The organism is Agrobacterium sp. LY4 (assembly GCF_001526585.1).
GTDB classification, from domain to species: Bacteria; Pseudomonadota; Alphaproteobacteria; order Rhizobiales; family Rhizobiaceae; genus Agrobacterium; species Agrobacterium leguminum.
The window spans coordinates 269079-288343 of sequence record NZ_ASYA01000023.1; the positions used below are offsets into that span (position 1 = coordinate 269079).

Annotated in this window: 18 protein-coding genes; 11 read left to right on the forward strand and 7 right to left on the reverse strand. The window is 62.0% G+C overall.

Annotated features, from left to right (window positions below):
• Positions 1–13: 13 nt before the first annotated feature.
• The 3 genes from hemF to L904_RS18955 all read left to right on the forward strand — a co-directional run bounded on the left by hemF (position 14) and on the right by L904_RS18955 (position 1728).
• Positions 14–925: an oxygen-dependent coproporphyrinogen oxidase gene (gene hemF, locus L904_RS18945; protein WP_020808608.1), complete on the forward strand. Its 912-nt coding sequence runs from the start codon at positions 14–16 to the stop codon at positions 923–925.
• Between the two features lie 123 nt (positions 926–1048).
• Positions 1049–1315, forward strand: coding sequence for a hypothetical protein (locus L904_RS18950; RefSeq protein ID WP_020808609.1), 267 nt, complete (start codon positions 1049–1051; stop codon positions 1313–1315).
• A gap of 227 nt (positions 1316–1542) precedes the next feature.
• Positions 1543–1728 (forward strand): DUF1059 domain-containing protein, encoded by a 186-nt coding sequence (locus tag L904_RS18955; RefSeq protein WP_003523091.1) that lies wholly within the window; start codon positions 1543–1545, stop codon positions 1726–1728.
• Between the two features lie 24 nt (positions 1729–1752).
• Here L904_RS18955 and L904_RS18960 read toward each other — a convergent pair whose 3' ends face one another.
• Genes L904_RS18960 through L904_RS18970 form a run of 3 tightly spaced genes read right to left on the reverse strand, consistent with a single transcriptional unit; the run spans position 1753 to position 4264 of the window.
• On the reverse strand, positions 1753–3009 hold the full coding sequence (locus tag L904_RS18960; RefSeq protein ID WP_020808610.1) for a CCA tRNA nucleotidyltransferase: 1257 nt from the start codon (positions 3007–3009) through the stop codon (positions 1753–1755).
• Positions 3006–3638, reverse strand: coding sequence for a CoA pyrophosphatase (locus tag L904_RS18965; protein WP_020808611.1), 633 nt, complete (start codon positions 3636–3638; stop codon positions 3006–3008). Before L904_RS18965 ends, L904_RS18960 begins: the two co-directional genes overlap by 4 nt.
• On the reverse strand, positions 3635–4264 hold the full coding sequence (locus tag L904_RS18970; RefSeq protein ID WP_020808612.1) for a DUF1285 domain-containing protein: 630 nt from the start codon (positions 4262–4264) through the stop codon (positions 3635–3637). The genes L904_RS18965 and L904_RS18970 overlap by 4 nt, the downstream gene beginning before the upstream one ends.
• A 175-nt stretch (positions 4265–4439) precedes the next feature.
• Between L904_RS18970 and L904_RS18975 the strand changes: the two genes are divergently transcribed.
• The 5 genes from L904_RS18975 to L904_RS18995 all read left to right on the forward strand — a co-directional run bounded on the left by L904_RS18975 (position 4440) and on the right by L904_RS18995 (position 11786).
• Positions 4440–5450 (forward strand): MoxR family ATPase, encoded by a 1011-nt coding sequence (locus tag L904_RS18975; protein ID WP_003523087.1) that lies wholly within the window; start codon positions 4440–4442, stop codon positions 5448–5450.
• A 25-nt stretch (positions 5451–5475) separates the two neighbouring features.
• Positions 5476–6390, forward strand: coding sequence for a DUF58 domain-containing protein (locus tag L904_RS18980; RefSeq protein WP_020808613.1), 915 nt, complete (start codon positions 5476–5478; stop codon positions 6388–6390).
• On the forward strand, positions 6387–9197 hold the full coding sequence (locus L904_RS18985) for a DUF4159 domain-containing protein (protein WP_020808614.1): 2811 nt from the start codon (positions 6387–6389) through the stop codon (positions 9195–9197). The genes L904_RS18980 and L904_RS18985 overlap by 4 nt, the downstream gene beginning before the upstream one ends.
• Position 9198: 1 nt before the next feature.
• Positions 9199–11283 (forward strand): membrane protein, encoded by a 2085-nt coding sequence (locus tag L904_RS18990; RefSeq protein ID WP_035262074.1) that lies wholly within the window; start codon positions 9199–9201, stop codon positions 11281–11283.
• An 89-nt stretch (positions 11284–11372) separates the two neighbouring features.
• The gene (locus L904_RS18995) at positions 11373–11786 is read left to right on the forward strand and encodes a GNAT family N-acetyltransferase (RefSeq protein WP_031233330.1); all 414 of its coding nucleotides are present in this window, start codon (positions 11373–11375) and stop codon (positions 11784–11786) included.
• 322 nt (positions 11787–12108) lie between these two features.
• Here L904_RS18995 and L904_RS19000 read toward each other — a convergent pair whose 3' ends face one another.
• Positions 12109–13062, reverse strand: a complete 954-nt coding sequence (locus tag L904_RS19000) for a LysR substrate-binding domain-containing protein (protein WP_020808472.1) — start codon at positions 13060–13062, stop codon at positions 12109–12111.
• 87 nt (positions 13063–13149) lie between these two features.
• Here L904_RS19000 and L904_RS19005 point away from each other — a divergent pair, with 87 nt between their 5' ends.
• Entirely contained in the window at positions 13150–14115 is a 966-nt protein-coding gene (locus tag L904_RS19005) for an MBL fold metallo-hydrolase (RefSeq protein ID WP_020808473.1), read from the forward strand.
• Positions 14116–14174: 59 nt separating this feature from the next.
• Here the strand turns inward: L904_RS19005 and L904_RS19010 are convergent, their stop codons facing one another.
• Together L904_RS19010 and L904_RS19015 are read right to left on the reverse strand one after the other, a co-directional pair.
• Positions 14175–15488: an MFS transporter gene (locus L904_RS19010; RefSeq protein WP_020808474.1), complete on the reverse strand. Its 1314-nt coding sequence runs from the start codon at positions 15486–15488 to the stop codon at positions 14175–14177.
• Positions 15489–15824: 336 nt separating this feature from the next.
• On the reverse strand, positions 15825–16394 hold the full coding sequence (locus L904_RS19015) for a GNAT family N-acetyltransferase (protein ID WP_020808475.1): 570 nt from the start codon (positions 16392–16394) through the stop codon (positions 15825–15827).
• A 296-nt stretch (positions 16395–16690) separates the two neighbouring features.
• Between L904_RS19015 and L904_RS19020 the strand changes: the two genes are divergently transcribed.
• Positions 16691–17683, forward strand: a complete 993-nt coding sequence (locus tag L904_RS19020; protein ID WP_020808476.1) for a glutathione S-transferase family protein — start codon at positions 16691–16693, stop codon at positions 17681–17683.
• 13 nt (positions 17684–17696) lie between these two features.
• Here L904_RS19020 and L904_RS19025 read toward each other — a convergent pair whose 3' ends face one another.
• Positions 17697–18146 (reverse strand): NUDIX domain-containing protein, encoded by a 450-nt coding sequence (locus tag L904_RS19025; protein WP_371259438.1) that lies wholly within the window; start codon positions 18144–18146, stop codon positions 17697–17699.
• A 108-nt stretch (positions 18147–18254) separates the two neighbouring features.
• Here L904_RS19025 and L904_RS19030 point away from each other — a divergent pair, with 108 nt between their 5' ends.
• Entirely contained in the window at positions 18255–19205 is a 951-nt protein-coding gene (locus L904_RS19030; RefSeq protein ID WP_020808478.1) for a metallophosphoesterase, read from the forward strand.
• Positions 19206–19265 lie beyond the last annotated feature (60 nt).

Below are 19265 nucleotides of genomic sequence, written 5' to 3' on the forward strand. Positions count from 1 at the left end.
AAGGAGAATACGCATGGAACGGCCAATCTTGCCGAAGGGCTTGCCCGACGACATCGAGGACAAGAAGGCCCTTGCCCAAGCCTGGTTCCAGCATCTGCGCGACACCATCGTCGCCTCCTTCGAGACCCTCGAAAACGACCTGACCGGCCCTCTTTCCGACCAGGAGCCCGGCCGTTTCGTCCAGAAAGACTGGCTGCGCGACAATGGCGAGGGCGGCGGCGGCAAGATGTCGATGATGGAAGGCCGCGTCTTCGAGAAGGTCGGCGTCCACACCTCCACCGTCTATGGCGAATTCTCGCCGGAATTCCGCAAGCAGATACCCGGTGCGGAAGAAGACCCGCGTTTCTGGGCCTCCGGCCTCTCGCTGATCGCCCATCCCGTCAACCCCAATGTGCCGGCCGTGCACATGAATACCCGCATGGTCGTCACCACCAGCCACTGGTTCGGCGGTGGCGCGGACCTCACGCCGGTGCTGGGACGCAGACGGACGCAGGAAGACCCGGACAGCCAGCTTTTCCACCGCGCCTTCGAAATCACCTGCAACCGCCATCCGGTTGCCGATTATCCGCGCTACAAGACGTGGTGCGACGAGTATTTCTTCCTGAAGCACCGTAACGAAGCCCGCGGCATCGGCGGCATCTTTTTCGACTGGCTGCACCCGCAGGAGGAAAATGGCGGCTGGGACGCCAATTTTGCCTTCGTGCAGGATGTCGGCCGCGCCTTCAATCTGGTCTATCCGAAAATCGTCCGCGCCAATTTCAACCAGAACTGGACGGAAGAGGACCGCGACGAACAGCTTATCCGCCGCGGCCGCTATGTGGAATTCAACCTGCTTTACGATCGCGGCACGATCTTCGGCCTCAAGACCGGCGGCAATGTCGAATCGATTCTCTCCTCTCTACCGCCGGTAGTGCGCTGGCCCTAAAAAACCTCACGTAAATTTGACGCTCATCAGCCAATTTGTCGCAAATAGCGCAAATTAGGACTTATGGAAAAATCAAGGCAATGATAGTCTCCTCCCCGCAGACGTACTGGAGGAGCTATCGTCATGATTACTTCGAACAGCATGCCTATCTCTGCTTCCCCCGAGGGAGCCCAGCATTCCATTGATACCCCTGATTTGATCGATCGCCTGGCAGCGGAAATGCGTGCCACGGGTGATCGCGAACTGCCGCATTCCTTTTATGTCGAACAGGTAAAACGCACGCTGGCCGGAAAAACGGTGAAGCGGGCGGACAATGACGAAATGCCTCGTACAAAAATTCCGGCAGCCGGCACATCCTCTGTTTTCCAGTGCTGGGCGATGCCCGAATAGGGGCCTGAATAACGTCGAAGGACGCCGCTCTGGAACATAAGCGGTGAACATTCGTTTCTTGTCGGAGGGACAGCAGGCAATTGAATGCTGTCCCTCACTCTCGCACATTCTCCCTGTCGAAAATCGATTCCGGTTTTCGACAGGGAGAATGTGCAGACTCAAAATGTTAGAGCGTCCTTTATGCGTCCGAACGGACGCATGGCGCTCTAAAACAGGGAGGCAAGACCATGAGACTGTTTGAATGTGGAACGCTCGTGCCCGGCTGTGCCTGGCACACACGCGCAGATGACGACGCCGAAGTTGTGCGTCGTACCGTGGAACATATGCGATCGGCGCACGGCGAAACCGTCATCCGCGAGAACATGATCGAAAATATCAAATCCCGCATTCGCGACGAGGCAAATGCGGCCTGAGCCGCAACGCCGCCGTCGCTGATCTCAATTTTCCAGCATATCCTTCAGCCGGGCGGTCAACGCTGCCCGGTCGAGTGAGAAATTGACGTCGATCCACTTTTCCTCAAGGCTTTTCAGCACTTCGCCCACCTTCGGGCCGGCCTCGACGCCCGCGGCCATCACATCCGCACCGCTCAGCGGAAAGCCCGGTTTGTGGAATTTTTCCGCCCTCGTCAGCAAAGCCGAAAGCCGCGCCACTTTCTGCATGGCCGTGTCGCCAGCAGAAAGATCGGCACGGGCCGAAGCAAGCGCCAGTTTCAGCCGCGTCTTCACGCCCTCGACGCCCTGACGATAAAGCAGCCGGTCGAGCGCCGTCTCCTTCAGCTCGGGATCAGCCGCCGGAGCCGAAGCCCAATGGGCAAGATAAGCCGCTTCGGCTTTCGACAGCCGGAGACGCGCAGCAAGGATGGTCAGCCTGTCCCTGTCCGGCGGTACGATGGCGGCAAGCCGCAGCATCGGGTCCACCGCCCAGCCGAGAGCCTGCTCCATCGCCACCAGCCCGTGAATGGCGTCGATGCCCCATTTTTCCGTCTCGGGAAGAATTTCCGCCAGAACGCCCGATTGCCGCATCCACAAAAGGGCGCGGGACGGATCGCGGGCGGAAAGCAGCTTTTTCAATTCGCTCCACACCCGCTCGGCTGAAAGGGTGCCCAGCTTGTCCTTGGCCCGCGCGCTTGCCCGCAAGCCCTCCGCATCCGGGCGGCCGGAACCGTAATGGGCGAAAAAGCGGAAAAACCGGAGAATCCGCAGGTAATCTTCCGAAATTCGCATCGCCGCATCGCCGATGAAGCGCACCGTGCCGGTCTCGATATCGGGAAGACCATCGATAAGGTCGATGATCTCGCCCTTTTCATCGGCATAGAGGGCATTGATGGTAAGGTCCCGCCGCTCGGCGTCGGTCTGCCAGTCGGTGCCGAAAGCCACCTGCGCATGGCGGCCATTGGTTTCGACATCGCGGCGCAACGTCGTCACCTCGAAACCTTCGCCATCGATCACCAGCGTTACCGTGCCGTGCTCGATGCCGGTCGGCACCGCCTTGATGCCCGCAGCCTTGGCCCGCGCAACAACCACGTCAGGGGTCAGCGTCGTCGCCATGTCGACATCGACCACCGGCAGGTCCATCAGCGCATTGCGCACCGCGCCGCCAACGATCCGCACCTCGCCGCCATCGGCATTCAGAAGCGTAAAGATGCGCTTCAGCGCCGGTTTTTGAAACCAGTCCCGCCCGGCAAGGCTGCTCATGAATAAAACCTCTCGTAAATCGTCCTGACGATGCCCGCCGTAATGCCCCAAATGTAACGTTCGCCATAGGGCATTTCGTAGAAAAACCGCTCCTTCCCCTGAAAGATGCGGCTGCCGCGCCCGTGGTTGGCCGGGTCCATCAAAAAGGACAGCGGCACCTCGAAAACCTCATCCACTTCCGTTGGATTGAGCGTCAGGTCGAAGCCGGGCCGAACGATGGACAGCACCGGCTTGATGCGGAAACCGGTCCCGGAAATATAATCCGGCAGGCGCCCGACCGTTTCCACGAAGGACCTGGAAAGGCCGATTTCCTCTTCCGTCTCGCGCAGCGCCGCCTCTTCCGGCGTGCGGTCCTCGGCATCGATGCCGCCGCCCGGAAATGAAATCTGGCCGGAATGTTTACGCAACGTCGAAGTACGCTGGGTGAAGATCACCCGCGCATCGTTGCCATCGTCAATGATCGGCACCAGCACGGCGGCGTCCTTCAGCCTGATGCCGTTTCCAGACAGCACCACGCCCGGATTGAGCACATGGTCGCCATGCTCCCGTTCCGCCACGCCCTCGCCTTCCTGCAGCACCCGGCAGCGGAAATCGGCGGCGGTAAAAGTCTTGAATGCCGTTGTCGTCATTGCGAAAGCCGTTCCAGTTCCTTGGCGGGCATCACCGGAAAAGTCACCCCGCCCGAGCGCACGGCGAACATGTCGACGCCCTCCACTTCGATCACCTCGCCAAGTGCGACGAGATCATACATCACCGCCCGCGACACGAGCGCTTCAAGCCGGCCGCGCACCAGAAGATAGGGCTTCAATTCCCGGTTCTCACCGAAAACCTCGAACCGCAGCGGATGCTCCGGCCCCGCCTCCACCACATCGCCGACATTGGTGCGGAAGGTCAGCAGCGGCTCGCTATCATCCTCACCCGCCGTCAGCTTCATTTCCACGGCGACGAAAGGCGCGTCCACGACGCGGATGCCGACTTTTTCCACAGGAGTTACGAGATAGGTCTTGCCGTCCTCATCCTTTCGCAGAACCGTGGAAAACAGCCGCACCAGCGGAGCCCTGCCGATGGGGGTGCCGAGGTAGAACCAGGTGCCATCGGCGCGGATTTCCATGTCGAGATCGCCGCAAAAGGGCGGATTCCAGCGTTCCACCGGGGCCGGCCCGCGTTTGGCGTCGCCGGTCTGTTCGGCGGCGCGGGAAATCATCGCCGCAAGCCCGGCCGCGTCACCCGCCGAATTTATCGTCTCCGCTGCCATATTCGAGTCTCGCTTTGCCGATAAGGAAATACTAAGTCACGACATAGTCATTCGAATGGCGCTTGTCAGCGGCCAAGAGAGCAATAAGCTATATGCAGCGCAAAATCCGTCCCGGCCGACTGCCAGCAAAACCGGGATGTGACTGTGACAGCGGCGAAGGTATGAGGAGAGCGACATGGGCGTGATGAATACCGGCGAAACCCTCGATGAAAAGGCCATCGTCGCCGCGGCTGAAAAGGCGCTTTCCGATATCGCGGCCATCCGCACGGAAGTCTCCAAGGTCATTTTCGGCCAGGAAAAAGTGGTGCAGAACACGCTTCTCGCCATCCTTTCCGGCGGCCATGCGCTGCTCGTCGGCGTTCCCGGCCTCGCCAAGACCAAGCTCGTCACCACGCTCGGCACCGTGCTCGGCCTCGATGCCAACCGCATCCAGTTCACACCGGACCTGATGCCGTCGGACATCCTCGGTTCCGAAGTCATGGATCAGGACGAAAACGGCCGCCGTTCCTTCCGCTTCATCAAGGGTCCGATTTTCGGCCAGCTGCTGATGGCCGACGAAATCAACCGCGCCAGCCCGCGCACGCAGTCCGCCCTTCTGCAGGCCATGCAGGAATATCACATCACCATGGCCGGCCAGACCTATGAGCTGCCGAAGCCGTTCCACGTTCTCGCCACTCAGAACCCGCTGGAGCAGGAAGGCACCTATCCGCTGCCCGAAGCCCAGCTTGACCGCTTCCTGCTGCAGGTCGATGTCGGTTATCCCGAGCTTGCCGCCGAACGCCAGATCCTGCTCGACACGACGGGCACCGCCTCGGGCGAAGCGCGCGGCGTGATCGATGCCGGGCGCCTGATGGAAATCCAGGCCCTCATCCGCCAGATGCCGGTCAGCGACAAGGTGGTGGATGCAATCCTCTCGCTCGTCCGCTCCGCCCGCCCCGGCCATGGCAACAAATTGACCGACAAACACGTTGTCTGGGGTCCGGGTCCGCGCGCCGGCCAGTCGCTGATGCTGACGGCCCGCGCCCGTGCGCTTTACGAAGGCCGGCTCGCCCCGTCGCTGGACGATGTCCATGCGCTCGCCGAACCGGTGCTGGAACACCGCATGGCGCTGACCTTTGCGGCCCGCGCCGAAGGCATGTCGGTGCGCGATGTGATTGCGGCGCTCGTGGAGCAGGCGAAGAACTGAACGCACGTTCGCGAAAGGACTGCATGTGGCATCCATCGGCCAGATCGTAGACAAGACGCCGGGTAGCGAAGTTCTGGCGCGCGCGCGCCAGCGCGCAGCCCTGGTGCCGGACTGCATGGTCGAGGCAAAGCGCATCGCCAACACCGTCACCGCCGGCTGGCACGGCCGCCGCAAACGCGGCATCGGCGAAAATTTCTGGCAGTTCCGCCCCTATGCCGAAGGCGAAAGCCTGTCGCGCATCGACTGGCGCCGCTCTGCCCGCGACGACCATACCTATGTGCGCGACCGGGAATGGGAAGCCGCCCACACCATCTGGCTCTGGGCCGACATGTCGCCGTCGATGATGTTCAAATCCACCCTCGGCTCCGTCTCCAAGGAAAGCCGGGCGCTGGTGCTGATGCTGGCGCTGGCGGAAATCCTCGCGCGCTCGGGCGAGCGCATCGGCTGCCCCGGCATCATGGAGCCGGTCTCGGCCAGAAACGCCGCCGAACGGCTGGCCGCCGCCATCATGCACGCGCCGCTGACAACGGGCATGCCGGAAACAGGCATGATCCGCGGCGCGAGCGATATTGTCCTCATCGGCGATTTTCTCGATGATGCCAAAGCCGTGATGGAGCGGATTTCGCCTCTGGCGCGGCGCGGCCTGCGCGGCCATGTGGTGGAAATTGCCGATCCGGCCGAAGAGACCTTCCCCTATTCCGGCCGCACCGAATTCACCGATCCGGAAACCGGCGAAAAACTGGTGTCCGGCCGTGCCGAAACCATTCGCGAGGATTACACCCGCGCCTATCTCGCAAGGCGCGAGGCGCTGTCCTCGTCGCTGCGCCGTCTCGGCTGGAACTTCGTGTTCCACCGCACAGACCATCTCGCTTCCGAGGCGCTTGTGGCCATGCACATGTATCTTTCCGGCGCGCCGGCACAGGGCGGTGGGCACAGATGAGCGCTTTGCCTTTCGTCTTCACCAGCCCCTATATCCTCTTCGGCCTTCTGGCGCTGCCCGCCATCTGGTGGCTGCTGCGGCTCACCCCACCGCGCCCCAAGGCGGAAGTGTTTCCGCCGCTGAAGATATTGGCGACGGTGTTGAAACGCGAGGAAACGCCCTCGAAAAGCCCGTGGTGGCTGACCCTGCTGCGCATGGCGCTTGCCGCCGCGGTGATTTTCGCGCTGGCCGATCCGGTGGTGAACCCGCGCAACAACAGCATCGCCGGCAGCGGCCCGCTGGTGCTGCTGGTCGACAATAGCTGGGCCTCCGCGCCCGACTGGGAAAGACGCGTGGCCACCGCTCAGGCCCTGATCGGCGATGCGGAGCGCGCAGACCGCCCCGTCTCCATCAGCTTCACCGCCGATGCGGAACATGACGCCGTACCGGGAACGACAGCCGTTGCACTGGAAAAACTCGCCGCAGCAAAGCCGAAGCCCCTCGTACCCGATCGTATCCGCACGGCGGAAGCCATCACTGAGGCGCTGAACGGCGCGGCCCCCGGCACGATCGCCTATATTGCCGATGGTGTTCAAACCGCGCAGGATGAAAGCGCGATGAGAACGCTTGCCAGCCTCTCCCCCGCCGAATTCCGCATCGTGAAGGGCGACGGCAAGGCGATCACCGCCATTACGGGCGCAACCAACAATGCCGATGCAATGAGCGTCACACTGTCGCGCCTCGATACCGCCGAAGCCACCCGGCTGACCGTCAATGCACAGGACAGCCAGGGCCGCATCCTCGCCAACGGCATCGCGAACTTCGCGCCCGGCGCGGCCGAAACCACGGCAACGGTGGAAGCACCCTTCGAGCTGCGCAACGATTTCGCCCGCCTCTCCCTCGAAGGCGTGTCGACGGCGGGTGCGGTGCATCTTCTCGACGACGGCTTCCGCCGCCGTCGCGTGGCGCTGCTGGCCGGCGAAACCGGCAATGATTTCCAGCCGCTGCTGCAGCCGCTTTATTACATCAGTCGCGCGCTCCAGCCTTTCGCCGATCTCATCCCGCAGCGGCAGGCCGATCTGGCGCAGGCGATCCCGGAAATCCTGCAATCCAATCCTTCGGTCATCGTCATGGCCGATATCGGCCGTCTGCCGCAGGAAACCTATGAGCCGATGCAACGCTGGCTCGCCGGGGGCGGCACGCTGATCCGTTTTGCCGGACCGCGCCTTGCCGCAGCCCCGGCCGACGATCCGCTGGTGCCTGTAACACTCAGACAGGGCGAACGCGCGCTTGGCGGCGCGCTCTCCTGGGCCGAGCCGCAGCCGCTTGCCGATTTCCCGAATTTCGGCGCCTTTGCCGGCATGCCGAAGGCCGACGGCGTGCTCGTCAAACGTCAGGTTCTGGCCGAACCGACACCGGATCTGGCTGAACGCACATGGGCAAGCCTTGCCGATGGCACGCCGCTCGTCACCACCCGCAATGTCGAGGCTGGCCGCATCGTGCTCTTCCATGTCAGCGCCGAGGCAAGCTGGTCCGACCTGCCGATCTCGGGCCATTTCGTCGATATGCTGCGCCGTATCGTGCAATTGTCGAAGGCGGGCGGCGCTTCCGCCAACGCCAATGCCCCGGCCGCTGCCCTTCCGCCCTTCCGGTTGCTGACGGCGGAAGGCGCGCTTTCAGCCGAAATCGGCACTGCCCGGCCGCTGGAAATGCGCGCCGGCCAGCCGCCCCGCACCGGTTTCGACAATCCCCCCGGCCTCTATGGCACAGAGGATGGTTTCGTGGCTCTCAATCTCTTACCCGCAGGTGCCACACTTCGCCCCCTCGACACGTCCGCCGCCGGTGTCAGCACCACCAGCGAAGCGCTGATCGGCGAAACGGCGAAATCGCTGCGCCCGGCGCTCTTCATCGCCGCCTTCCTGATGCTGATCGCCGACAGCCTGATCGTGCTCTTCATGAACGGCGCCTTCGCACGCCTGCCGAAAGCCCGCAGCGCGACCGCCGCCACCGTGCTTCTGGCGCTTGGCGCCTTTGCCGCCATGTCGCCAACCGACGCCCGCGCCGACGATCCCAAACCCGGCGACGAGCAGATCTTCGAGCGGCTGGACACGACGCATCTCGCTTATGTCCGCACCGGTGAAGACGATGTCGACCGCATTTCCGAGCAGGGTTTGCAGGGGTTGAGCGAATTCCTGACCTGGCGCACGACGCTGGAGCCGGGCCAGCCGGTCGGCCTCGATATTTCCAAGGATGAATTGTCCTTTTATCCCATCATCTACTGGCCGGTTTCCGCAACGGCACCCATGCCCTCAAGCGCCGCCATTTCGCGCATCGACGCCTATATGCGCGCCGGCGGCACCGTGCTGTTCGACACGCGCGACCAGTTCTCTTCGCTCGACACCGGTGCGACCAGCCCTAACGGCGAACGCCTGCAGGCGATCCTCGCCAATATCGATATCCCACCGCTGGAGCCCGTGCCGGAAGACCACGTTCTGACGCGGTCCTTCTACCTGCTCACCAATTTCCCCGGCCGTTACAACGGCTCGCCGCTCTGGGTGGAATCACGGCAGGGGGCGGCCAAGACCACCTCGGGTCTCTCCTCCTCCGGCGATGGTGTGACGCCGATCATGATAACGGGCAATGATTTCGCCGGCGCCTGGGCCGTCGATCCGCAGGGCGCGCCGGTTCTGCCAACGGTGCCGCCGGACGAGATGCAGCGCGAACACGCCTTCCGCTCCGGCGTCAACATCATGATGTATATGCTGACCGGCAACTACAAGGCCGATCAGGTCCACGTTCCCGCACTTCTCGAACGGTTGGGGCAGTGACATGACATTGACCTTCGCCCCCTTCCTGCCGTGGATCGTGATCGCCGTTCTGGCCGTCGCCGCTCTTGCGCTTTCCTTCATCGGCCTGTGGCGCGGCGTGCGCGGCGCGTGGCTGCGCGGGCTGGCGCTTGCCGCCCTGCTTGCGGCCATCGCCAATCCGCTTCTGACGCAGGAGGAGCGCGAGCCGCTCTCCACCATCGTGCCCGTTATCGTCGACCGTTCGCAGAGCCAGGACGTGCAGGATCGGTCGCAGATGACCGATACGGCGCTGGAGACGCTGAAAGACCGGCTCTCCCGCTTCCCTCGTATCGAGCCACGCATCGTGGAAGTGCGCGACAATGGCGAGAGCGATTCACCTTCGACGCAGCTTTTCTCCGCACTTTCCTCCGCCGTTTCGGATGTCTCGCCGTCGCGCGTCGGCGGCGCGATCTTCCTCAGCGACGGCCAGATTCACGATATACCGAATGCCCTGCCCAATGCCGAACAGGCGCTGGGCTTCCGCGCCCCCGTGCATGGGCTGATCACCGGCAAGGCCGATGAGTTCGACCGCCGTATCGAGATCGTCCGTGCCCCGCGCTTCGGCATCGTCAATGAGGAACAGCAGCTGACGCTGCGCGTCTTCGATGACGGCCGCCCCGCCGGTGGCGGTTCGGCGGAAGTGACGGTAAAGATGAATGGCGAAGAAATCGCCACGCTGCAGGCCACACCCGGCCAGCCGACGCCATTCAATTTCAAGGTTCCGCGTGGCGGCAACAATGTCATGGAATTTTCCGTCGCAGAACTTCCGGGCGAAGTGACAGCTGCCAACAACCGCGCCGTTCACCTGATCGAAGGCATCCGCCAGAACCTGCGCGTGCTGCTCGTCTCCGGCGAGCCGCATGCTGGTGAACGCGCCTGGCGTAACCTGCTGAAATCCGACACCTCGGTCGATCTGGTGCATTTCACCATTCTGCGCCCACCGGAAAAACAGGATGGCACGCCGATCAACGAATTGTCGCTGATCGCCTTCCCGACCCGTGAATTGTTCGTCGAAAAGATCGAGGATTTCGACCTCATCATCTTCGACCGCTACCAGCATCGCGGCGTGCTGCCGATCCTCTATTACGATTACATCGCCCAATATGTCGAAAAGGGCGGCGCGCTCTTGATCGCCGCCGGGCCGGAACATGCCGGTCAGGATTCGATCGCCATGACGCCGCTCGCCTCCGTGCTGCCGGCGCAGCCGACCGGTCAGGTGCATCAGGCCGCTTTCTACCCGCGCCTTTCGGAAGCGGGCAAGAAGCACCCCGTCACCCGCGGGCTGGAAGGTTCGGGCAACGAGCCGCCGCAATGGGGCCGCTGGTTCCGCACCATCAGCGTCGACCCACCGCAGGGCCAGACCGTGATGCTGGGCGACGGGCAGGACCCGCTTCTGGTTCTCAACCGTCAGGGCGAAGGCCGTGTCGCCATGCTGCTGTCCGATCAGGGCTGGCTGTGGGCGCGCGGTTTCGAAGGCGGCGGCCCGCATGTGGCGCTTTACCGCCGCATCGCCCACTGGCTGATGAAGGAGCCCGAGCTTGAGGAAGAAGCGCTGACGGCGCGCGCCAATGGCCGCACCTTGCAGATCACCCGCCAGACCATCGGCGACGATCCCGGGCAGGCCAGCGTGCGTTTCCCTTCCGGCAGGACCGAGAACATGGCCTTCACCAGCACGGAGCCCGGTCTTTACAGGATCGAGCGCCGCATGGATGAAACCGGCCTGTTCGAAATCAAAAACGGCGATTTCACCACCCTCGTCCATGTCGGCGCGGTGGATGCGCCGGAATTCAAGGCTATGATCTCGACCACCGAAACGCTGAAACCGCTGGCCGACGCCACCAGAGGCAGCGTGCACCGTGTCGCCGATAATTCCGGCCGTATCGCGCTGCCAGATATATTGCCGGTGCGCGGAGATATCAGGGTTGCCGATGAGGATCGCATGCTGATACGCATGACCGACGAGACGGTGCTGAAAGGCGTCAACACCCTGCCGCTCTTTGCCGGTTTTGCCGGGCTTGCCGCCCTGCTGCTTGCCTTCTCCGCACTTTGGTGGCGTGAGGGCCGGTAACTGAGTTTCCAGCGAAGAGCTTAGGGCGCTTCACGTCTCGGAACGGAAAACGGGAAACGGCTGCCGCCCGGCGGCCCGGGAAGATGAACATGAATTTCGTTTTGAGCGACGTCGCGGATGCGGAAGTCGAAAAGTCCATTCGCGATCCGCTGGTGGCCTATAATCTCGCCCGTTTCGGCGAAAGCGACAAACGCGAACTCAATATCACCATTCGCGATGACGACAATACCGTCACCGGCGGTCTGGTGGGCTATACCGCTCGCGGCTGGCTTTACGTCCAGCTTCTTTTCGTGCCGGAGGCCATGCGCGGTCAGGGCACGGCTCCGAAGCTGCTTGCCATGGCAGAGGAGGAAGCCAGAAAGCGCGGCTGCATGGGCGCCTATATCGACACGATGAACCCGGATGCCCTGAGAACCTACGAACGCTACGGTTTTACCAAAATCGGCTCGCTTGCGCCGCTTTCCACGGGCCAGACGATCACATGGCTCGAGAAACGCTTCTAGCAGGCTGTTGAAAATCGTCGACGATCGCGCACGTCGTTACCCCCCTCTGTCCTGCCGGACATCTCCCCCTCAAGGGAGGAGATCGGCAAGAGGCTTTCTCGCCGCTTCATTCTCGACCGTCGAGAGGTACGAGACATCGCCACGGAACGATCTCCCCCCTTGAGGGGGAGATGTCCGGCAGGACAGAGGGGGGTAACGACACCCAGCACCGTCGATGAATTCAACTATCGTGTACTGTGGAAGCAGATTAAATGCGACGCGTTTTATCTCTTTGTTTTTATGAATGTCTCCCAAAACCACTGCACAGTTTGGGAGACATGCTTTAGGCGGCGATCCCCGATACCCCACCGTCCACCGTTCGGCCCATGGCCTCGCGGATTTGCTGGCGAAGCCACACGGCTCCGGCATCCGCGTCAGTCTGCAATGTCCAGACCATGGCAACCGGCGGGAAACTCAGCGTCACCGGCACCGGGCTTATTTCCAGCCCCAGCATGGGCGCATAACGCAGCGCGATGCGTGAGGACACGGTCGCCAGTACCGCCGAGGATCGCGCCGTCGCCAGCACCGAGAGGAAATCCGGCGCGGCCGCAACGACGTCGATTTCCAGTCCGCTCAGTTCCAGCGCATCCTTGATGCAGCCATGCAGGCTGTCCGTTTGCGATATGACCGCATGTTTGGCCTCCATATAGGCATCCAGCCCGACGGGATTGGGCAGATCGAGCAAGGCCGGGTTGAAACAGCACAGCACGCTGGAGGAATAAAGCGGCTCGCAATGATGCCGTTGTTCCTTCGAATAGGTGCATCCGACCGCCATGTCGATCACGCCCGTATCGAGCATCGCGGTAATTTCCTGCTCCTGCCCGCTGCGGGCGAGAATGCGGATGCCGGGCGCAATCTCCCGCAGCCGCGCCGTCAGATCCGGCAAAAGCAACAGCTCCACCTCGCTCGACATGCCCAGCCGGAACGTGCGGCGCTCGGTGGCCGGATCGAACACATCCGCTGTCATCACCGCCGCCTGCGCCTGCCGGAGCGCCTGCCGCACCGGGCCGGCCAGATTAAGCGCCCGCGCCGTCGGCTTCATCTCCTGCCCCACGCGGATGAAAAGCTCATCCTGAAACAGGGTGCGCAGGGTGGAGAGATTATGGCTCATGGCCGGTTGCTGGATTTTCAGCCGCCGCGCGGCGCGCGTAACGTTCATCTCCTCCATCATCGCATCGAAAGCGATGAGAAGATTGAGGTCGAAGGAACGAAGATTGAAATGATCGATAGTTTGCATAAGTCACATCGATTTGATTGCTGGCCTGCCTACACTTAGCTGGAGTGCGGAAAGTTTCAAGACATTCCCTCAACCCAGGAGCTCCCAATGCCGTCCCGTCGCTCACTTCTCAAAGGCGCCGCCAGCGCCATCTTCGCCGCCCCTTTCGTTGCCCCCGCCATCGCATTCGCCAAGGCACCGTTTGCCGCGACACAGGCACCCGGCTTTTATCGACTGATGGTCGGCAAGGTGGAAGTCACCGCCCTTTCGGACGGCGTCATCGCGCTGCCGCTCGCCAAAATCTACACCAACACCACGCCGGAACATGCGGCAAAGGTCTTGCAGGATGCCTTCCTGCCGGAAGAGACGCCCACCTCGGTCAACGCATTTCTCGTCAACACCGGAGACAGGCTGGTGCTGATCGACGCCGGCACCGGCGCTTATCTCGGCCCATCCCTCGGCAGGCTCGTCGCCAATATCGAGGCCTCCGGTTATAAAACCACGGATATAGATGACGTTATCCTCACCCATATCCATACCGACCACTCCGGCGGGCTGTCAGCCGATGGCAAACGCGTCTTTGCCAATGCGACCCTGCACGTCAACGATCGCGAAGCCGTCTTCTGGCTCGATGCGGCAAAGGCCAAGGCAGCGCCTGAGGCGCTGAAGAAGGGTTATGCGGAAGCGAAGGAGAGCATCCAGCCCTATATCGATGCCGGCAAGTTCGAGACATTCGGCGACAATGCCGCGCCGGTTCCCGGTCTCGGCTCTATCCTTTACGCCGGCCACACGCCCGGCCACAGCGCTGTCGTTCTCGAAAGCGACGGCCAGAAAATCGTCTTCTGGGGCGATATCACCCATGGCGATATCCTCCAGTTCGATGAGCCTGACGTGGCCATCGAATTCGACGTCGACCAGAAGGCCGCCGTCGTGGCGCGCGATCTGGCATTTCGGCAGGCAGTAGAGGGCAAATATCTGGTGGCCGGCGCGCATATCGCCTTCCCCGGCATCGGCCATGTGCGCACCGACAGCACCAATTACGATTGGCTGCCGGTCAACTACACGGCGCTGTAAGGTGCGAAACAGCCTGGCCTGATCCTCAACGGGTCAGGCCATTGCGCGAAAACGACGCGTCAGCTCAGCGCCACCTGCCGCGTTTCCGCATTGATCATCGTCGCTGCAATGGCGGCAAGCACCAGCAGGCCGGCGAAAATGCCGATTGCAACGCCAAAACCCTGCGCTATGGCATAACCAAGCAGAGACGGCGCCAGCAGGCCGCCGAGCCTTGCCATGGCGCCTGCGGCCCCCATACCGGTCGCCCGCGATTCCGTCGGGTAGAGTTCCGGCGTATAGGCATAAAGCGCTCCCCAGGTGCCGAGCAGTGCAAAGCTCATGATAAGAAGCGAGGCGGCGATCATCGCGCCCGCCGAAGCCAGCGTGAAGAGCAGGCAACCGAGCGCGGAGAGCAGGCAGAAGCCGATCAGCGTCGGCTTGCGGCCCCATTTTTCGACGCCATAGGCGGCAAGCGCATAACCGGGGATCTGTGCCAATGCCACCAGCACGAGAAACCCGTAACCGCGCACGAAACCGAACCCGTCTCCGGCCAGTTTCGCCGGCATCCAGGTGAAGACACCGTAATAAGAAACGGAAACGAGGAACCAAATGGCGAGGATCATGATGCTGCGCTGCCTGAGCGCCGGCGAAAATATCCCCTGCCCCTTGACCACGTCAGGCTGGAAAAGCCCGGTCCCGGCATCGAGCGGCGCACGCCCATTCGTCACCAGCATGCGGTTGACGACGGCCTTGGCTTCCTCCAACCGCCCGCTGCGCAGCAGGTAAAGCGGCGATTCCGGCACCAGAAAGCGCAGGCCGAGGCCGAGAACCGCCGGAAAAGCCGTCACCGCGAATATATACCGCCACGCATCGGCAACGCCGGCAAGGCTGGCGCCCCAGGCCGCCAGTGCCACGATCAGCGTGCCGACAGCCCAGAAACCCTCCAGAAAGACCAGCCAGCGTCCCCGGTACTTCGCGGGCAGGAACTCGGCCATCATCGCATAATCCACCGGCAGCGTGCCGCCCACGGCAGCACCGGTGAGAAAGCGCAGAACAAGCAGGATGGTGAAATCGGGCGCGAACACCGAAAGCACGCCGAACAGCGCATCGCAGGCCACGGTGACGATCAGCACACGGCGACGCCCGTAGCGATCCGCCAGCCGCCCAAAACCGGCAGCACCGAGCAACATGCCGAAAAAGAACGCCGTGCCGGTCTGCAGCGCCTGCGGCACCGTCAGCCCGAAGGTTGCGGCAATCGAGGCGGCGGTGAAGCCAACGGCCAGAACCTGCATGGCATCCGCGGCCCAGACGAGGCCAAATATGCCCATCAGCCGCCGCTGATAGGCGCCTGCGCCCGCGCGCTCCAGCGCATCGTTCATGGTGATAGCCGTCATGCCCCGCCCCTTTGCAGAAATCGACTTTGACTTGCTATCGTATAGGGGGAGGAAACGGAATTGAATTCTGTGGAGGGAGGCGCGTTGTTTCGAAACAGGCTACCGGAAGAAGATTTTACCACACAAGGAGATGTGCACGGCAGTCTCGATGTTTGCCATAGCGCGCAACGCCCCTTCCGTCATGCCGGACTTGATCCGGCATCCAGTCACGGCGCGTCTGCGCCGTGGGAAGAGTCCTCTCAGCCCAAAGACTTGGGCTGGCTGGATTCCGGCTCAAGGCCGGAATGACGGGTTTTATGTTGCGCTAAGAAGCACAAAGCCCCTTCGGATAACCCCTCAGCCGTAAACCCTGAGCGGCTCCTCAAAACCCTCATCTTCCGCCGAGGCGGCCGGCATCACGGCCTCGCATTTGCGCCAGCCGATCTTGCCCTTCAGCCGCTGGTGCACGTCGTCGCCAATCGGCACGACGAGCACCCGGTTCGGGTCGACCGGGCCGGGAAAATCGAGCGCCGCATAAGCGACCTTCTCGAAACCGAGCGGCATGTAATAGGGCGGATCGCCGATCAGGATTACCGCTTCCGAGCCCTTCCGCCGGGCGGCGGCAATGGCGATCCGGACGAGTTCCCGGCCGATGCCCTTGTTCTTGTGCGAGGGCCGAACCGCAAGGGGCCCGAGCATATGGCCGTTCACCCCACCCGCCAGAACCGGCGTCATGCGCACCGAAGCAATGGTTTCGCCATCGTCGGCACAAACGAAGGACAGCGACCGGTCATGCGGCCCCTGCTCACGGATGCGCGCTGCGGCACGGGTATGCCGGCCGGGACCGAATGCTTCTTCGTTGATGACGTCGATGATGGCGTCGTGCGACGCGTCCTCGGTGAGGTAGACAAGATCGTGCTTGGACATGAAGAGACCGAAACTTCCAGAATGCGGATGCGACAATAGGTGACGGCTGCGCCGGTAAGGGCGTTCAGGAGCGTCAGCGTCGTCGGAGCATCCGTGGTTCGATCATAGTCAGCAATTTCCTCAGATTTGTGAAAATTGCAGTTATCAGGAAAATTCCCACCCGTCCAGAACAAATCTCTGCACTATCCCATTCAGTTTCCACAGGACCGGAAACGCATTGTTCAGCGCCTTGCGGGTTCGCGGGAGAGTGCAGAACGGTTAGGATCGCTCAAAAGGAAACAATCAAGGAGATCATCATGGGCATGCTGGTGGAAGGCGTATGGAAAGACGTCTGGTATGACACCAAGGAAACCAAGGGGCACTTCAAGCGTAGCGCCTCGCAATTCCGCAACTGGATCACAGCGGATGGCGCAGCCGGCCCTTCCGGAGAAGGCGGGTTCGAAGCGGAGAAGGACCGTTACCACCTCTATGTCTCCTTCGCCTGCCCCTGGGCGCACCGCACCCTGATCTTCCGCAAGCTGAAAAAGCTGGAGAACCTGATTTCCGTTTCCGTCGTCGATCCGCTGATGCTCGAAAACGGCTGGGAATTTAAGCCTGAGGGCGAGCGCACGCCGAGCGCGACCGAGGATCACCTCTTCGGCTCCTCGACGCTCTGGCAGGTCTACACCAAAGCAGACCCCAAATATTCGGGGCGTGTCACCGTGCCAGTGCTGTGGGATAAAAAACGCGGCACCATCGTCTCCAATGAATCGGCGGAAATCATCCGCATGTTCAATTCCGCCTTCAACGATCTCACCGGCTCGCAGGCCGATTATTATCCCGAAGCGCTGCGCGCCGAGATCGATGCGCTGAACGACGTGATCTACGACACCGTCAATAACGGCGTCTACAAGGCCGGATTCGCCACCACGCAAGACGCCTATCAGCAGAATGCCGTGAAGGTGTTCGAAACGCTGGATATGCTGGAAGACCACCTGAAGGACCGGCGTTTCCTGTTCGGTTCAGAACAGACGGAAGCGGACTGGCGCCTGTTCACCACGATGGTACGGTTCGACCCCGTCTATGTCGGCCATTTCAAATGCAATATCCGCCGCATCCACGACTATCCGCACCTGACGGATTACCTGCGCGATCTTTACCAGACGCCCGGCGTGCCTGACACGGTCGATATGCGCCACATCAAGGAACATTATTACCGCAGTCACCGCACCATCAACCCGACCGGCATCGTGCCCGTCGGCCCGGAACTGGACCTGACCATGGCCCATGGCCGCGAGGCGCTCTCCTAGCGGAAAGCCGTTACTACCAGTGGTCGGCGATCGCCGCTTCGCCGGCAAGCTCGGCAAGGCGGCGGCGGGTTGCGGCCGTCATCCCTTCCGGCAGCTCCGACAGGTCGAAAAAGCCGCTTTCGGCAATTTCATGATCGGGCTTTTTCGGTTTGGTCTGGGAGACGTCAAGCCGGTAGAGCGCCACATGATCGCGATTGCTGCCTTCCAGATTGAGATAGACATGGATCAGCTCCGGTTTGGAGGCCGCTTCGAGATTGCCTTCTTCGCGGATTTCCTTGTGCAGCGCCATCAGCAGTGTCTCGCCACGCTCCACACCGCCGCCCGGCAGATACCAGCCCGGCAGATAGGTGTGCCGCACCAGAAAAATCCTGCCTTTTTCATCGAAACAGGCCGCACGCACACCAAGAGTTGCGCCGCGCGTGAACAGAAAAACGAAATGCAGAAAGCGGATGAAGACACGCATATGGAACGGACGGGTCTTCTGCCCGGTTGTCTCTTCATTCACCCTGGTTTCTCCCCGCCTGCCGGCTTTTATTGGACGCGCGGCATATCATAGGTTATCTCTGCCGCCATGTTCAAACTTGCCCATATTTCAGACGTCCATTTGGGGCCACTGCCAAAACTCACTTTCCGCGAACTTGCATCCAAGCGTATCACCGGTTTTGTCAACTGGCACCGCAACCGCCGCAAGCATCTCTTCACCGATACGCTGGAAAAGCTGCTCGACGATCTGGAGACAAAGTCACCGGATCATCTGGCTATTACCGGCGATCTCGTCAATCTTGCGACAGGCATTGAAATCCGCGCCGCCGCCGACTGGCTGGAGGAAGTGGGCGATCCCGAAAAAACCTCCGTCGTTCCCGGCAATCACGACGCCTATGTTTCCGGCGCGCACGACAAGGCCATGCAGGCCTGGTACCCTTATGTGCGCGGCGATGGCGACCCGCTGGAATGGGACGACGACCGCAAGATTTTTCCCTATATGCGCGTGCGCGGTCCCGTCGCACTGATCGGCTGCTCCACCTCGATTGCGACGCCGCCTTTTTCGGCAACCGGCTACTTCGGCAATCGGCAGGCGCGCGCCACGGCGGAGCTCCTGAAAAAAGCCGGGGAGCAGGGGCTATTCCGCGTGGTGATGATCCATCACCCGCCGATCCGGGGTGCCACTGCCGCCCACAAACGCATGTTCGGCGTTCGTCGCTTTGCCGCCGCTCTCGGTGTCGGTGGCGCGGAACTCGTGCTGCATGGCCATACCCATCTCAACACGGTCTACTGGCTGAACACCCACCACGGGGAAGACCATATCCCGGTCGTCGGCATTTCCTCCGCCAGCCAGGGACCGGGCGGTGAAAAACCGCGCGCGGCCTATAATCTCTTCCATATCTCCGGTGGCCCCGGCACATGGAATGTCGCCTGTGAGCGGCACAGCCTCAATGAGACGGGGACGGGTGTGGCGCTGGAGGATGTGCGGGTGTTTTATGAAAACGGGCGGCCGCTGGGGTTTTCGCTGCTGGGGCAGTAGGTTCGCTACGGTGAGGTTGGAGCGTGTGGCTTCACCCCCCTCTGCCCTGCCGGGCATCTC

Coding starts and splice junctions, on each gene's coding strand:
- L904_RS18950 (WP_020808609.1), top strand. CDS start 1,049: ATGATTACTTCGAACAGCATGCCTATCTCTGCTTCCCCCGAGGGAGCC.
- L904_RS18990 (WP_035262074.1), top strand. CDS start 9,199: ATGACATTGACCTTCGCCCCCTTCCTGCCGTGGATCGTGATCGCCGTT.
- L904_RS18960 (WP_020808610.1), bottom strand. CDS start 3,009: ATGAGCAGCCTTGCCGGGCGGGACTGGTTTCAAAAACCGGCGCTGAAG.
- L904_RS18995 (WP_031233330.1), top strand. CDS start 11,373: ATGAATTTCGTTTTGAGCGACGTCGCGGATGCGGAAGTCGAAAAGTCC.
- L904_RS18985 (WP_020808614.1), top strand. CDS start 6,387: ATGAGCGCTTTGCCTTTCGTCTTCACCAGCCCCTATATCCTCTTCGGC.
- L904_RS19025 (WP_371259438.1), bottom strand. CDS start 18,146: ATGCGTGTCTTCATCCGCTTTCTGCATTTCGTTTTTCTGTTCACGCGC.
- L904_RS18965 (WP_020808611.1), bottom strand. CDS start 3,638: ATGACGACAACGGCATTCAAGACTTTTACCGCCGCCGATTTCCGCTGC.
- L904_RS18955 (WP_003523091.1), top strand. CDS start 1,543: ATGAGACTGTTTGAATGTGGAACGCTCGTGCCCGGCTGTGCCTGGCAC.
- L904_RS19015 (WP_020808475.1), bottom strand. CDS start 16,394: ATGTCCAAGCACGATCTTGTCTACCTCACCGAGGACGCGTCGCACGAC.
- L904_RS19030 (WP_020808478.1), top strand. CDS start 18,255: ATGTTCAAACTTGCCCATATTTCAGACGTCCATTTGGGGCCACTGCCA.
- L904_RS18975 (WP_003523087.1), top strand. CDS start 4,440: ATGGGCGTGATGAATACCGGCGAAACCCTCGATGAAAAGGCCATCGTC.
- L904_RS19010 (WP_020808474.1), bottom strand. CDS start 15,488: ATGACGGCTATCACCATGAACGATGCGCTGGAGCGCGCGGGCGCAGGC.
- hemF (WP_020808608.1), top strand. CDS start 14: ATGGAACGGCCAATCTTGCCGAAGGGCTTGCCCGACGACATCGAGGAC.
- L904_RS19020 (WP_020808476.1), top strand. CDS start 16,691: ATGGGCATGCTGGTGGAAGGCGTATGGAAAGACGTCTGGTATGACACC.
- L904_RS18970 (WP_020808612.1), bottom strand. CDS start 4,264: ATGGCAGCGGAGACGATAAATTCGGCGGGTGACGCGGCCGGGCTTGCG.
- L904_RS19000 (WP_020808472.1), bottom strand. CDS start 13,062: ATGCAAACTATCGATCATTTCAATCTTCGTTCCTTCGACCTCAATCTT.
- L904_RS19005 (WP_020808473.1), top strand. CDS start 13,150: ATGCCGTCCCGTCGCTCACTTCTCAAAGGCGCCGCCAGCGCCATCTTC.